The sequence below is a fragment of the Leyella stercorea DSM 18206 genome (assembly GCF_000235885.1).
Lineage (GTDB): Bacteria > Bacteroidota > Bacteroidia > Bacteroidales > Bacteroidaceae > Prevotella > Prevotella stercorea.
In genome coordinates, this window is record NZ_JH379442.1 from 1 (window position 1) to 14,182 (window position 14,182).

The following is a 14,182-nucleotide window of genomic DNA, read 5'->3' on the forward strand; positions in this document are numbered from 1 at the left end:
TTGTTAAAAACACAACAATATTATTTGATCCATATTATTATAACACAGTTACAACACTTTAAGCATCTGCGTCGGTCGATGCGGATGTCTGCGCCGGTCGACGCGGATGTCTGCGCCGGTCGATGCGGATGTCTGCGCCGGTCGATGCGGATGTCTGCGTCGGTCGATGCGGATGGTTCGTTGAAGCGATAAGAACCGAGGCACACATCGTTCCAGACCACGAAACGACAAGTGCTTACACCTTAATTATATTATATAGTCTGCAATAAATAGTCTGGTTTGCTTTGTAAAGCGACATAAAAACACTACCTTTGTCTATGAAATTAAAAACCACCTATATGAACAAATCCAAAAGACTTTTCTGCAAGCTGGCGTTTGCTGCGCTCGGTCTTCTGCCGACAATGGCTACAACAGCGCTCGCAGACACCACCGACTACACACAGTACGTTAACCCGTTCGTCGGCAACGCCGACAACGGACACACCTTCCCGGGAGCGTGCCGCCCGTTCGGCATGATACAGACCAGTCCGGTGACGGGTGCTGTGGGCTGGCGCTACTGCTCGGAGTACGTTTATAGCGACTCTCTCATCTGGGGATTTACGCAGACCCACCTCAACGGCACGGGCTGCATGGACCTTGGCGACATACTCGTGATGCCCACAAGCGGCAAACGCACACGTGCTTGGGATGGTTATCGTTCTCGCTACTCTAAGCAGCAGGAGTTTGCCACACCCGGCTACTACTCGGTTTACCTCACCGACGCCAAGGTGAAAGCCGAACTGACGGCTGCACCGCACGTTGCCTTCCACCGCTACACATTCGACAACCCCGACTCCACTTCCGTATTCATCGACCTGCAGCACGCTCCGGCTTGGCGCGATGAGCAGTACCACTCACAGTGCATCTCGTGCGAGACAAAGTGGGAGGACGCGCAGACTCTCACCGGACACGTACGCAACAAGGTGTGGGTGGACCAGGACTACTTCTTCGTGATGAAGTTCAACCGCCCGGTTGTCAGCCACATCCAGCTGCCGAAGGCTGTTGACACGGAACGCGGACAACGCATCGTGGCTACGTTCGACATACCGCGTGGCGAGCAACTACTCGTTAAGGTGTCAATGTCTACAACAAGCGTTGATGGCGCACGCCTGAACCTCGAAACAGAAGTGCCTGATTGGAACTTTGCCGAGGTGACACGCACCGCTCACGACGAGTGGAACTCTTACCTTAGCCGCATCGATGTGACCGGCACCGACACCGACAAGCAGAACTATTACACGGCGTTCTACCACGCACTTATCCAGCCTAATCAGATTGCTGACGTTGACGGTAAATACCGCAACGCCGACAACAAGGTTGTCTGCTCAAGCAATGGCGAGTTCTACTCCACCTTCTCCTGCTGGGACACCTACCGCGCCACTCACCCATTCTACACTATGGTCATTCCGGAGCGCGTCGACGGCTTAGTCAACTCGCTCGTTGAGCAGGCAGAGGTGCAGGGCTTCCTGCCAATCTGGGGACTCTGGGGCAAGGAGAACTTCTGCATGATTGGCAACCACGCCGTGTCTATCGTAGCCGAAGCTTACCACAAAGGCTTCCGCGGCTTCGATGCAGAGCGCGCTTTCAACGCCATCAAACGTACACAGACCGTGAACCACGGCGAGAAGTACGACTGGGAGACATACATGAAGTACGGCTATTGGCCAACCGACCTTGTCGCGTCTGAATCGGTATCCAACTCACTCGAGTGTATGTACGACGACTATGCCGCAGCCGACATGGCTCGTCTCATGGGCAAGAAGCAGGATCAGCAGTACTTCGCACGCCGCGCCAACTTCTACAAGAACCTCTTCGACAAGCAGACCAACTTCATGCGTCCGCGCCTTGCCGACGGCTCATGGAGAAGTCCGTTCAACCCGAGCGACGTGGCTCACGCCGAAACCGTCGGTGGCGACTACACCGAGGGCAACGCATGGCAGTACACATGGCAGGTGCAGCACGACATTCCCGGACTCATTAAACTCTTCGGCGGTCAGAAGCCGTTCCTCAAGAAGCTCGACGAGTTCTTCACACTCGAACTCATCACCTCGCAGAACGACGTGACCGGACTTATCGGACAGTACGCACATGGCAACGAGCCGAGCCATCACGTGGCTTATCTCTACGCCTTAGCAGGTCGCCCATCACGCACGCAGGAACTCATACGCGAGATTTTCGACACACAGTACCACCCCACCGTTGACGGACTCTGTGGCAACGACGACTGCGGACAGATGTCGGCATGGTACATGCTCTCGGCAATGGGTTTCTATCCTGTGAACCCTGTCAGTGGCGAGTATGTATTCGGTGCTCCACAGATGCCAAAGATTGTGCTTCATCTGCCCGAAGGCAAGACATTCACCATTGTAGCCGATGGCATTTCTGCCGAGAACAAATACGTAGACTACATCCTGCTCAACGGCAAAAAGTACAACAAAACATCCATTTCGCACAACACAATCATGCAAGGTGGCACATTAGTATATAAGATGTGTAGTACAAAAAAGCACGATAAATACTAAAAGAAGTTCAAAAAGAAGTCTTTTTTGTCCTACTAATGAATAATAATGGTAGATTTTTCCCTTTATATCATCAAAAAAGCCAAATAACTTCCAAGTTATTTGGCTTTTTCATTTATTTTGCTTTACTTTGCAGCAAATAATTATAGAGAGATAACAATAAACTATTATAAAAAAGTAATTTTATGAAAAAGATTTCAACTCTTTTTGCAGCTGCTGTGATGGCAGCTACAGCTTCGGCCCAAACTGCTACAGAAAGTAAGACTTTTGACAACATGTATGTCGGTGTAAATACCGGTGTGTCAACAGCTTCTAAGGGTCACCATTGGCTTCAGGACTTCCGTCCAAACCTTGGCGTACGTCTCGGTCGCAACTTCACACCTGTATTTGGTCTCGCAGTTGAGAGCAACATTTACTTCAAGGAAGTTGGCTCTAAGCAGGGCTTCCTGCACAAGACAGGCACTGCCGTAAACGGCATCAACACCTCACTCCTTGGTACTGCAAACATCACCAACTGGGTAGGTGGTTACAAGGGTGAGCCACGTCTCTTCGAAGTATCAGCTGTATATGGTCTTGGTTGGGGTCATGTTTTCTCTAACGCAGCTTCTTACAAAGACAACACTAATATGCTCACTTCTAAGGCAGGCCTCAACTTCGCCTTCAACCTTGGCAAGACAAAGGCATGGCAGTTCTACGTAGAGCCTTCTATGAACTGGTCGCTCAATGGTCTCGGTTACGAGGGTGTTGAGTACAGCATCAACCGCTCAATGTTCCAGGTTAATGTTGGCTTCAACTATAAGTTCAAGAACTCTAACGGCACACATAACTTCACAATTGCTTCGGGTCGCGACCAGGCAGAGGTTGACGCTCTCAACGCTCAGATCAACAGCCTCCGCGAGGAGAACGCCGCTCTCACAAGCAAGGACGAGCAGAACAAGAAGAACCTCACCGCTAAGGACACAGAGATCAACAACCTCAAGCAGGCTCTCGAGGAGTGCAACAACCGTCCTGCTCCTAAGGCTGAGACCGCAACTAACCTCCAGCCGACAGTCATCTTCCGCCAGGGCAAGACTTCTGTAGACCCGGCTCAGGTAGCTTCTATCGAGCTCATCGCCAACTACATGAAGAACCACAAGGAGTCGAAGGTAGAAATCAAGGGCTACGCTTCTCCAGAGGGTTCTAAGGAAATCAACGAGCGCATCTCTCAGCAGCGTGCTGACGCTGTTAAGGCTATCCTCGTTAAGAAGTACAAGATTTCAGAGAATCGTCTGAAGGCTACTGGTATGGGTGCTACTGACAAGCTCTTCGAGCAGGTAGAGTTCAACCGCGTTGCTACATTCAACGACATCACAAAGGACTAATTGTTCACCGAACAAATAATCCGAAATTGCTTGAGTGCCCATGCTGCTCAAGCAACATAAAAAACAAATCCCAGTGTAATGACTCAACCATTGCACTGGGATTTTTCGTATCAATTCGTTTTACTTCGCTACAAATTTTATCTTACAACGACACACTTCCTTAAGCTCGGCATCCGCCTTCTGTCCGGCATCACCCTCCGGTGTCTGCTTCATCACTTGCACACAGAACTCACCATCTGCCACCTCTTCAACAAACAGATGCAAGCGATCGCCACAATGCGACTCTGCAACATAAGCTATATCGAAGCGCTGCAAACGATTCGTGCGATAGAAGTCGAGCGTCCAAAGGTCAAGAATATGCTCTATGTACTTCACGCTATTGATGTGTCCGTTGACATCCACATCGCTGTAACGTGTCTCAACAATGCGTCGACACTCAGCTGCTTTCGATAGTTTCACACGCTTGAACGGCTCAATCGGGCACGGCTCATCGGTCTCGATGTACTTCGTAATCAGTCCGTCGCGCTCCGCAAGAATATCCACCGGCTGACGCGTATCGGTGTCAATCATTGCCCAAATGCTGCGACCATAGCCGTAGTGCTTGCCGCTCTTATCACGAATGGCATAGTTGCGACTCGTGAAGAACTTCATCACGTTCTCCACCCACGTGTCCACCGTGATGCGGTCGTAAGCAAGGGGCATTTCGTCGAGCTCCATAACGAAGCGCGAGAGCACCCAGGTCTTGTGCACCGTGTTGAGATAGTCCATGCCGTAACCACGCTCGTTGCTATGGAAGTCGGCTGCATTCAGCAGATGGTTACCAAGATGTCCAAGAAATATATGGTTAGAAAAATCGCAGTGGAATGGCTCCACAAGGAAGTCGTAGCTTCCAATCTTACTTAATAAATCCATAATCTACTCTTATTTTGATGAACTTTTGCCCCTATCCATACTTATTCTCACAGAACGAGGCTTTCCATTAGAATCATATTTACAATTATCGTAAAGACTGGGCATAAAGAAGTATGCACGCAATCCTTTCAAGTTGCCTTCTGCATTCGGCGTTACAAGCTGCTTGCCATCAGCACCGACAAACCTATAGTGCCCGTCGGCTGGTAGAAGCACGGGGTCGTAAGTACCCACAAACAGGAAGTTGCCTAAAGAGAGCTTACCAGTCAACGTCGCAGGCTTGGCAGCGAGGATGAACTTATTCTTCACAACCGGCTTAACCACATCTTTCGTCACCCCATTCAAGAATTGCACAAGATATGGTTCGCCAGCAACTGTCGACTTTACACTGAGGAAGTGATACACCACATTATCATCGTCTACCTCCACATTCTGAAGTTGTTTGAACTGCATACCCGGGAAAGCTGTGCGAATATCGCTTTCTGTAAGACCGAATGGCAGACAAAGTGTATAGCATCCGCCATCGGCACGGAACGTGCGATCGATAGTTACGTTGTGCACATAAGCGTCTTGATAGTACGAAGCAATGTCTGCATTGCCACCCGACTCACCGAACGTAAGACTCTCTACAACAACCGCATTTACAAGCCGGCGATATATCTGCACCTTGCCATAGCCGTCATACCTAACATAGCGTGCGAAGCGTTCCGAGTCTGGTTTATAATCAAGATATCCTCCATTTTTAAACTTTACAAAACTGATACGGGCATTGCCCTCGTCCGAGAATTTTATATCAATCTCATTTGTCTTTTCCGTTTCTCTCTCCTGGAACATCAACGAATATGAAGCCTTCGTGCCTGCGCTAAGCCAACCACACCTGCTATCCTTCAACCTCCAGCCACCAGTTATTTTCTTCACTTTGAACACCGCCATGCTGTCCGTTTCGCACGCAGCCAACTCCAGCTCGTCCTCCTTGCTCAACCTTATCAAGCATGGCAGCACATAGTCCTTTTTCGCATTCTGATACCTACTCATAGCCACGCCATTATCCTTGCTGACGATAATTATCTCGTCGCCATCGCGCAGAAACGAGGGGTCGGATATGTGCATATATTTTGCGGTTGCGTTTTGTGCGTCCACTCCGATTGGCACCAAAGAGAGTAGCATGATGATAGCTGAAAGCGTGAATTTAGTCATTCGAATGTTTGGTTTTTAGTAATTCAGTTTCGACCCTAACACCACAAAGAGTGTTAGGGTCGACTAATAGAATATTCGGAATTATAACATTAGCGTAGTTTGTCTACTTCCAAAAGCGTGATGTAATATCTGTAAAGTCGTCACCCACAGCACGCTTGTAGAGTCGTTGATTAGTGGTGCGCTCCTTCAGACAGCCAAGATGTTCGATATACGGACCGAGCTTTATATAGTCGAAGTCGCTTTTGCGTATTGTTCTTGGGAACAGCTGACGACCGCTATACCATGCCACCTTCAGCTTGGGGTGTTCACGATGCAGATACTGCGAGAGTTGGCTAACGTACTTCGGGTCAGCATCGCCACCCATAAAGCAGATGCAGGTTATCTCGTCATTATAGTCGGCAACGAGTTTGTCGAGCACCATTGGTGTCAGTGGTTCGCCGATGTTCTCCCACAGATACTGACTGTGGCAGCCCGGACAACGACACGGACAGCCCGTGATGTTGATAGACAGCGTCACCTCATCGGGGATTTCCTGGAACACTATGCCTGTATTGAGATAATTTAGCATTGTTTTATACGTTTTTTTTAGTTTCGCAAGCGAAAGTTCAATCCTTTACTTCGTTTGTTCCGTTGGCATAGAAGCGACGTGCCGCCTCTTTCTGACGAGCCTCAGAGAAGTTGCTCACACGCTTCAGATAGCCGATGATACGTGTCATGTAGTCAACATTCTCACTTCCGCAATGCGGACACTTCTTCAGATAACGCTTGTCGATATGTCCACACTCGTTACAGATAGTGTTCGGGATATTGAATGTGAAGTAGTTGCAACCCTCCTTGGCAGCAATGCGCAGGAGCTGACGATACTGCGCCTTCGAGAGGTGCTCGTCGAGGTTCATGTGGAGTGCCGAGCCACCGGTGAGGTGCTCAATGTATGGTGCGCCGTGCATCTTGAACTTGTCAACCACGTTGAGCGAGTCGTCCTCCACGATGTAGAAGTAGCTGTTGTAGCAGTCGCGCGGCACGAAGTAGCCGTCCTCACGATCCCACTTGGCGTGTTTCACACCCACGTTCTCAGCCGGAATCATCTCGCAGTTGAACAGCACATCCTTTGTGCGATACTTCTTGTTGTACTTCTCAACCAGCCCGAGCACTTTCTGTACGAAGTGCAGATAGTCGGGGTTGTCGCTAATCTTCAAGCCCATGAATTCGGCAGCCTCCACGAGTCCGTTCACACCGATGGTGAGATACTGGCGGCCCATATTGATGTATCCTGCGTCAAACAGTGGCAGCATGCCTTGCGCCTGCAGTTCCTTCAGGTTCTCGTTGTAAGCAAGCTGCACTTTATGGCAGAGTTCAATCACCTCCGAGAGATAGTCGGCATAGTCGAGTCCGTTCTTTACGGCGTACTGTATGCAACGGTTGAGATTGATGGTGAGCACGCTCTTAGAGCCGGTAGACACACCGCCCGCACCGAGTGTGTAGCTGAAGCCGTTGTCCTGAATCTCGTTGCGCAGACGGCAGCAAGAGCTGAGCGAGTCGGCATTGTCGCTCATGTATGTGAAGAACGAGTGACCCTCCGAGTACATCTCCGCCGTGAAGTCGCCCCACTCCTTGTCTATCATGTCACCGTCCTTTGCGAGCAGTGCCATTGTCTCTACCGGGAAGGTGAGCACGGTCTTTGTGCGCTCGTTGTTGAACCACTTCATGAAGCGTTTCTGCAGCCATGAGAGTCCGTTCCAATCGGGTTTTGAACCGTCGGGGAAGATGAACTCGCCGAAGAGGCTTTCGAAGTATGGTTTGTCGTAATAAGCCACGTTCCAGAACACTGCCTGATAGTTGCGTGCGCCGGTCGGCTGGTTGATTGAGTAGACGATCTGCTCGAAGCAGTCGGTAATCACCTTGTCGATGGTGCGCTGTTTAGACGAGAGGTCTACTACTTTGTCTGCGTGCTCCCAATAGTCGAGTCCGTACTCTTTACCGATGAAGTAGTTGAGGTACATGAGGAACTCCGGCGTAGCGCAGGCACCGCTCAGCATACTCGAAACCATGAACACCATATTGACAAATCCGCCGCAGAACGACTTCAGATTTGTAGGAGCCGTCGAGTTGCCGCCGATGCTCGTTGTGCCGCCGATGAGCCATGGGTACATCGTGATTGAAGCACAATAGTTGGCGAGCGAGGTTTCGTCGTTCTTATATATAAAGTGGTGGTTAAGCTTGTCTATGTATTCATCAGCAAGTCTCTTACCGTACATCTTCTTGATACGGTCAGTGAGCAGGCGACGGTTCAAGCGGATGAAGCTCGACTTCGGAAGCTCGCCGATGAGCGTAGCGATGTTCTTGTGCTCCACGTTGGCATTGGCATCGTACTTAGAGCCTGTGGCTGCGTTTGCTGCGTGACAATAGTCGGTAAGGAACTTGAGTTTTTCGAGCGTCTCGCGATCCTCCGAGTGAAGCTGTCTATATATGATGAACGACTTAGCCACCTTGAAGTAGCCCTCACTCATCAGAGCCTTCTCCACCTGGTTCTGAATATCCTCCACCGAGATGCCGTCAAAAACATCAATGTGGCTGACAATCTTCGATACAGAAGCCAAATCTATATCCTCGTTCACTGACTCGAACGCCTTAAGTATGGCGTTCATAATCTTGTCTAAAGAGAAGCGATCTTTAGACCCGTCGCGTTTGACAATTGCAAAATCTTTCATATTTAAGTTTTCCGTTTGAGATAACTTTTTCAATTTTAGAAATCGAAAAGTTTTCCGTTTTGGAAAACTTTTGTTAGTTCCGTGCAATGAAAAGTTTTCTGATTTATGTTTTTGTTACGCTTGCAAAGGTATACAAAAAAAACGATAACAGAGCATCAAAACAATGGAAAAATTCCAACAAATTTAAACGCCACGTACACCATTAGTCTAACGCAAACGATGTAACTTTCAGAGTTTCACCGCACTAATATCAATCAGATTATTCACAATAGCATATATCGTCAAACCAGCCGCACTATGTATCTGCAATTTACGCGCAATGTTGCGTCGATGAGTGATTACAGTGTTCACCGAAATGCACAAGTGCTCGGCTATCTCCTTGTTGCTCATACCCTGCACCAACGCGACTATAACATCCTTCTCACGTTCGCCCAAAGCGTCAGTCCCCTCCTGGTTCCTGCCAATCATATTCGAAATCTTAGCCGACACATCACTCTGTCGTGACCTCTCCTCCAGCGACCTGATGGCCGGAATAAAAATATTATCCTCCACCTCAGCGTGCAGCGCAAGCCACTCCTCATTATTATATATATCATAAAGCGTAGCCGAAAGCTGGTTGTTACGCAGACTGTCACCCGGGAAGTACTTGATGATGATACTCTTCAGCTCCCTCAGCTTCGAACTCTCCTGACCATGATGCTTCGAGTACATATCAATAGCATAATTAGCCAACGGCTTCCCCCCGATTAGCGACTCCACATACGGGAAAACCGTCTTCTCCTCATACCTCATGTGCTGCGTAACCGCGCGCGAATATTCGTCGTAAAGTTTCAGTATGAGTCGAGCGAGGTTGTCGTTTTCGTCAAGCGCGTCTACAAGCTCCTTGCGTATAAACGGCAACTGGAAGCCCAGGAAATAGTTGTGGCTCGCCTTCAGATACTGCAGCAACGTAGCCACCGACAGACGCGACACGTCGTCCATCTCGCGATAGCCGTTTATCATGAAGTTCACCACAGCCAGGAACGTGTATGTATCCACTCCCTGGTCCTCACACACCTGCTTCACCGTCTTGTCGCCGAAGCCCAGACTGATACCGAAACTACCCAAACACTGCAGCAAGTTATAGTTATCACGAATAAGCGATATCATCTTATCGCCTGCCTCGTACATTTTCTGATTCTTCATACTCCTAATTATTATTGGTTACAAAGTACATATATCGCACAAAGATACAAAGACTTTCCCATAAAAGCCGAACATTTACGAACTTTATCATTAAAAAAAATCATCGGATGGCGAACGCAATCCGATCAGACGGCGAACGCAATCCGATCAGACGGCGGACGGAATCCAATCAGACGGCGAACGCCGTCCGCCCACAAGCCACCAACATCCACCGTCTTAATGAAGCCATCATTAAAATGTTAAAACGTTGGAAATACATTGTTTATATGCAATCTTTTCACTATTTTTGCATATTATTTGATTTAACAGGAGGAATATTATATGAGTACGATTACCATAAACAGCGATATCTATCAAAAAGCTGAGAGATATGCCAAGTTGAACAATATCAATTTGTCGCACCTCATAGAGAAGTTTCTCATGAAACTTCAAACACCAAGTGCCAAAGATAATGCAGCATTGGCACTTCCCGATCATTTGGAGAAATTGGCAGGATGCCTTTCTGATGTTTCTGACGATGATGATGAAAAGTTGAACTATCTACTTGAAAAATACAAATGAAGAATGTACTTATAGATACTAATGTCATCCTTGATTTCTTAATGAAACGTGAAGGCTTTTTCGAGGATGCAAGAAATGTTTTAGCTTTAGGATACAACAAGTGCTACACCTTGTATCTATCTTCATTGTCATTTTCTAATATTGCTTATATTGCAAGAAAAAAATATACTGGTGATGCATTATATGAATGCTTCTCTGAGATTAGGGAGTTGGTTAATGTTTCATCTGTAAATGAAGTTGAGGTGGATTCTGCTATAAAACTTCGTTCAAAGGATTTCGAGGATGCCCTACAATATTACTCTGCAAAATCGGTGAAGGCTGATTACATTATCACACGAAATACCAATGATTTTACTTATTCTGACATTAAGGTTCTTACTCCACGTGAGTTTACCTCTCTCTATCTTTAACAACTCAAAATTGCCTACTTGCGGTGTTAGTGTTATACCTTTGTACAACGAATATCACCATATAACCAAGGGTCTATACGCCACCTGTTCATCGTGACGTATAGACCCTTGTCGTTTCCCGTGAAGTGCGGGTGAATATTATCGTCTTGTTTTGCCAAAAACATCGGAATGGGTAACCGCTGTTAGCATTAAGAGAGTCAATTCGTCATCATTCTGTTCCCAAACTAACAGCCAGTTTGGTTTTATATGCGCCTCCCATTCACCTTCATGGTTACCATGAAGAATATGTGGTTTGTATTCTGATGGTAGGCTACCATTTTCTACCAATATGTCTATGGCTTTTCTTAGTTCTTCTATCGGATAGCCATGCTTTCTGCAAAGCTTTAAAGCCTTGTCAAATCTTTTGGTTGTACCAAACTTATACGTTATTCTCCTAAAACAGTGTCAAACATTTCGTCAACAGAATTCCATTGGGTAACCCTACCTTTCGCCTTGTCCTCTTCGGCAAGTTCCAGACCAGTCTTCTTAGGTCTCATAATAGAAATAGAACTAACACCATTCATCATTTTGATGGCGTTTTTCAGCTTTGTCAACATAGTAGGGTCAGATACCGTTACCAAAAGCTGTGGCTCATTTATGATTGAGGTATTCATACTTGCTCCTTATTTAATGTATATATGGTTATTCATCAACAAAAGTACGTTTTATTCTTGAAACTACCAAGCAAAACCTATAAAACTTCTAAGGTCAAGGTTTTAACTATATATAAGTTTTAATGAGCTGCAACACTACAGATGCTGATTTACATTCAAGGGTCTATACGCCCACCTCTCATCGTGGCATATAGACCCTTGTCGTTTCCCGTGAAGTGCGGAGGGATATGTTTGCTGGACAACTTATACTCCTGCCCAGCTTAGGAGTTAAACTTGATTGTACAGCCTTTTATTCCCAACTCTTTACTGAGTTAAATTGATAGCCGAGGAATATACCATTATCATAGTCTGGGCTGGCAAAGTATTTTTCACCCGTAGGCTTCCAAATATATTGATTGCTATTCTCGTCAAACTCACCTTTCATGACTTCCTGATTTTTGGGCAAATACAAATCTATATATGGGGTCCAATTGTCATCATCAAAAATACCACCTCCAGAATTTGCTTCTCCTCGCACATCCGTGAGTTCTCCCAAAGTTACTTTTTCCAACATGATAAATCCTGCAAATGCACGTTCATCTATAGTAGAAACATTCGGAGCACAAATTTCTTCCAAATACACACAGCGGGATAAGGCATTCATTCCAATTTTTGTCACATCAGGCAAAAAAATAGACTTTAAAGCGTTTAATTCTTTCAAACCATCTGCAGGAATTTCCTTGCATCCTATTAGAGTGAGGTCTATAGTGGCATCTTGCACATTCTTAAAAGCTTCACGGATAGTCTTAAACTCATTATCGCCAGCATCAGAAGCGAGGTTAAGTATTATAGCAGTCTTGCTATTTGCTACTTCTTGCTTGATTGCTGACTTTATTTCTTCTGCACTATTTGCCGAAATGACAGTAGCATCCAGTGCATAACTCTTAGCATTTTCTGTTTCTTTCGAGAATTTATAAGTTTTCAAAGTTGCTCCTCGATATTTCACTGTAACTTCGGAATTATTTTCAAAAGTACCATATAAATAGGCATTGCCCTTTTCATCAGATGTAAGGGCATATTTTTGATCCCATTTCATATCGCTGCTGCCCGCAGGAGTGTATCTATCGATGGTTACTGTTATTGGCTTATTTGGCATAGTTGCAATGCGGAGGCGTGAATAGTTGCGTGTTGCTCCGGAAAATTTTACGGTTATAGCCTCACCATTAGGGGTTATTTGTGCTGTTCCCTCGATGTATTCATCCGTTCCTGCAACCTTACCTTCTTTCAAAACTAATTTGCCGGCTTCCCATTTGTAATTAGGGGCATAATATACATGAGGAAAAGTTGGCACTTCGTCTTCTTTATAAGACAACTCGCCACTTGTCAATTCCCAGCTACTGCCATTATATTTAAAAGCAGCATACTTAGTCCCTAAAGTCTTACTGGTCATCTCCAGAAGCAACTCATCTCCTACAGCCCATGAAGTCTTGCCTTCATCAGGTGTACCAATAGCACGAGTCTGTGAATCTCCGAATGCCGGAAATTCACCAACAACCAACTGTACGTTGCTCTTGCCTGTTGTTGCGGTTGTTTCTTCTATATCACTTGTGCATGACGCCATTACTATAGTAACGACTGCCAGCATGATGTATTGAAATATCTTTTTCATATTCTTTCCTCCAATTATTTGAGATCTTCTTCGTTGTTACTGTCCCAACCTTTCAAATCATCTACGCTGATTCGGGTTAGTTCCACTTTGTCTTTTCCTACATCGAGTTCGTAGATGTAGCGATAGCCTTCTTGAAAGTTCGTATCTGACCTCATTTTTGCATGGAAGTTTTTGTCGCCTATCTTGAATTTCACGAAAATATCGTCAGTTTTGTATGAACCAGGGATAACGATTGCTGAAAACATATCGCCGTCATGCTTACAGGCTTGTACCCAAGCAGGATTAGCAGTAGGTGTACTCATGACAAATTGCCCTTGTCGGTCGTCTCTGTTAAAATCAACACTATTGTGCTTAGAATACACTTGTGGTTCACTAATATCCATATTAGGATAATCTGCAGTTCCAACATGATATACTATTGTAACCAGCGACATGCGATGCTCCATACGAATGCTTAAATCAAACCGAGGAAGATCGTGCCAATATCCAGTTATGAGATCAGCGTTTTTTAATTTACTTTCGCTGCTTTGATCTGTCTGTAAATCATACTGTAGATTATTTTTCCCAAAATCCGTGTCAGATGGATATACAGCCAAAATAGTATGTTGATCGTAGCCTGTTAACCAACGAAAACTTCCTGTACGAGACCATTCGTTTGTTGCACTATTAAAAGAAAGAACAGTCGTACTACCAGGATCATAATCCGTAAATATACTTACTGTCAGTTTATCTTTATCCTCCCAATTGTCACCGTATCCCAATGTATTGACACGAGTCTGCATGCCTCCAACAGAGAAAGTGGCATTGATTTCCTGCCCTTTCAGCGTTGGAGCCATATCTTCATTTTGCGTACATGCTGTAAAGCCCATAGCCATAAGGCCCATTACCGCATAGGAAATTCTTTGTTTTATCGTCTTCATAATCTTCAGTTTTTTATTGTTAGTGAGTTAGTGAGCGACCAAGCTCACTAACCCTGTATTTCCTATTTCAGT

The 14,182-nt window shown here is 46.2% G+C and carries 14 protein-coding genes; 4 read left to right on the forward strand and 10 right to left on the reverse strand.

Features of this window, described 5'->3' with window-relative positions; translation table 11 throughout:
* Window positions 1-48 precede the first annotated feature (48 nt).
* Complete coding sequence (locus HMPREF0673_RS14275) at window positions 49-204, reverse strand: hypothetical protein (protein WP_216589902.1); 156 nt, start codon at window positions 202-204, stop codon at window positions 49-51.
* Between the two features lie 134 nt (window positions 205-338).
* Between HMPREF0673_RS14275 and HMPREF0673_RS08375 the strand changes: the two genes are divergently transcribed.
* Complete coding sequence (locus HMPREF0673_RS08375) at window positions 339-2,561, forward strand: GH92 family glycosyl hydrolase (protein WP_040596692.1); 2,223 nt, start codon at window positions 339-341, stop codon at window positions 2,559-2,561.
* A 182-nt stretch (window positions 2,562-2,743) separates the two neighbouring features.
* Window positions 2,744-3,919 carry an OmpA family protein gene (locus HMPREF0673_RS08380; protein ID WP_007900881.1) on the forward strand — a complete coding sequence of 392 codons (1,176 nt, stop codon included), beginning with the start codon at window positions 2,744-2,746 and terminating at the stop codon, window positions 3,917-3,919.
* 120 nt (window positions 3,920-4,039) lie between these two features.
* Here the strand turns inward: HMPREF0673_RS08380 and HMPREF0673_RS08385 are convergent, their stop codons facing one another.
* From HMPREF0673_RS08385 to HMPREF0673_RS08405, 5 genes are all read right to left on the reverse strand, one after another.
* On the reverse strand, window positions 4,040-4,831 hold the full coding sequence (locus HMPREF0673_RS08385; protein WP_007900883.1) for an acyl-[acyl-carrier-protein] thioesterase: 792 nt from the start codon (window positions 4,829-4,831) through the stop codon (window positions 4,040-4,042).
* A 9-nt stretch (window positions 4,832-4,840) separates the two neighbouring features.
* Entirely contained in the window at window positions 4,841-6,025 is a 1,185-nt protein-coding gene (locus tag HMPREF0673_RS08390; RefSeq protein WP_007900886.1) for a hypothetical protein, read from the reverse strand.
* A gap of 103 nt (window positions 6,026-6,128) precedes the next feature.
* On the reverse strand, window positions 6,129-6,593 hold the full coding sequence (gene nrdG / locus HMPREF0673_RS08395) for an anaerobic ribonucleoside-triphosphate reductase activating protein (protein ID WP_007900897.1): 465 nt from the start codon (window positions 6,591-6,593) through the stop codon (window positions 6,129-6,131).
* A gap of 37 nt (window positions 6,594-6,630) precedes the next feature.
* Window positions 6,631-8,733: an anaerobic ribonucleoside-triphosphate reductase gene (gene nrdD / locus HMPREF0673_RS08400; RefSeq protein ID WP_007900899.1), complete on the reverse strand. Its 2,103-nt coding sequence runs from the start codon at window positions 8,731-8,733 to the stop codon at window positions 6,631-6,633.
* A 228-nt stretch (window positions 8,734-8,961) separates the two neighbouring features.
* Window positions 8,962-9,918 (reverse strand): LuxR C-terminal-related transcriptional regulator, encoded by a 957-nt coding sequence (locus tag HMPREF0673_RS08405; RefSeq protein ID WP_007900911.1) that lies wholly within the window; start codon window positions 9,916-9,918, stop codon window positions 8,962-8,964.
* Between the two features lie 321 nt (window positions 9,919-10,239).
* Between HMPREF0673_RS08405 and HMPREF0673_RS08410 the strand changes: the two genes are divergently transcribed.
* On the forward strand, window positions 10,240-10,479 hold the full coding sequence (locus HMPREF0673_RS08410; protein ID WP_007900913.1) for a DUF6364 family protein: 240 nt from the start codon (window positions 10,240-10,242) through the stop codon (window positions 10,477-10,479).
* The gene (locus tag HMPREF0673_RS08415; protein WP_007900914.1) at window positions 10,476-10,889 is read left to right on the forward strand and encodes a type II toxin-antitoxin system VapC family toxin; all 414 of its coding nucleotides are present in this window, start codon (window positions 10,476-10,478) and stop codon (window positions 10,887-10,889) included. The genes HMPREF0673_RS08410 and HMPREF0673_RS08415 overlap by 4 nt, the downstream gene beginning before the upstream one ends.
* Window positions 10,890-11,027: 138 nt before the next feature.
* Here the strand turns inward: HMPREF0673_RS08415 and HMPREF0673_RS13870 are convergent, their stop codons facing one another.
* From HMPREF0673_RS13870 to HMPREF0673_RS08430, 4 genes are all read right to left on the reverse strand, one after another.
* Window positions 11,028-11,318 (reverse strand): type II toxin-antitoxin system YafQ family toxin, encoded by a 291-nt coding sequence (locus HMPREF0673_RS13870; protein WP_083825709.1) that lies wholly within the window; start codon window positions 11,316-11,318, stop codon window positions 11,028-11,030.
* Entirely contained in the window at window positions 11,315-11,542 is a 228-nt protein-coding gene (locus HMPREF0673_RS08420) for a hypothetical protein (RefSeq protein ID WP_007900915.1), read from the reverse strand. The genes HMPREF0673_RS13870 and HMPREF0673_RS08420 overlap by 4 nt, the downstream gene beginning before the upstream one ends.
* 289 nt (window positions 11,543-11,831) lie before the next feature.
* Complete coding sequence (locus HMPREF0673_RS08425; RefSeq protein WP_007900916.1) at window positions 11,832-13,190, reverse strand: leucine-rich repeat protein; 1,359 nt, start codon at window positions 13,188-13,190, stop codon at window positions 11,832-11,834.
* Window positions 13,191-13,204: 14 nt separating this feature from the next.
* Window positions 13,205-14,110 carry a fimbrillin family protein gene (locus HMPREF0673_RS08430; protein ID WP_007900922.1) on the reverse strand — a complete coding sequence of 302 codons (906 nt, stop codon included), beginning with the start codon at window positions 14,108-14,110 and terminating at the stop codon, window positions 13,205-13,207.
* Between the last annotated feature and the right edge of the window lie 72 nt (window positions 14,111-14,182).

Excerpts from the sequence above, each read along its gene's own strand:
- HMPREF0673_RS08390 (WP_007900886.1), bottom strand. The coding sequence starts at position 6,025 with ATGACTAAATTCACGCTTTCAGCTATCATCATGCTACTCTCTTTGGTG.
- nrdD (WP_007900899.1), bottom strand. The coding sequence starts at position 8,733 with ATGAAAGATTTTGCAATTGTCAAACGCGACGGGTCTAAAGATCGCTTC.
- HMPREF0673_RS08415 (WP_007900914.1), top strand. The coding sequence starts at position 10,476 with ATGAAGAATGTACTTATAGATACTAATGTCATCCTTGATTTCTTAATG.
- HMPREF0673_RS08385 (WP_007900883.1), bottom strand. The coding sequence starts at position 4,831 with ATGGATTTATTAAGTAAGATTGGAAGCTACGACTTCCTTGTGGAGCCA.
- HMPREF0673_RS08430 (WP_007900922.1), bottom strand. The coding sequence starts at position 14,110 with ATGAAGACGATAAAACAAAGAATTTCCTATGCGGTAATGGGCCTTATG.
- nrdG (WP_007900897.1), bottom strand. The coding sequence starts at position 6,593 with ATGCTAAATTATCTCAATACAGGCATAGTGTTCCAGGAAATCCCCGAT.
- HMPREF0673_RS08410 (WP_007900913.1), top strand. The coding sequence starts at position 10,240 with ATGAGTACGATTACCATAAACAGCGATATCTATCAAAAAGCTGAGAGA.
- HMPREF0673_RS08375 (WP_040596692.1), top strand. The coding sequence starts at position 339 with ATGAACAAATCCAAAAGACTTTTCTGCAAGCTGGCGTTTGCTGCGCTC.
- HMPREF0673_RS08380 (WP_007900881.1), top strand. The coding sequence starts at position 2,744 with ATGAAAAAGATTTCAACTCTTTTTGCAGCTGCTGTGATGGCAGCTACA.
- HMPREF0673_RS08425 (WP_007900916.1), bottom strand. The coding sequence starts at position 13,190 with ATGAAAAAGATATTTCAATACATCATGCTGGCAGTCGTTACTATAGTA.
- HMPREF0673_RS08420 (WP_007900915.1), bottom strand. The coding sequence starts at position 11,542 with ATGAATACCTCAATCATAAATGAGCCACAGCTTTTGGTAACGGTATCT.
- HMPREF0673_RS08405 (WP_007900911.1), bottom strand. The coding sequence starts at position 9,918 with ATGAAGAATCAGAAAATGTACGAGGCAGGCGATAAGATGATATCGCTT.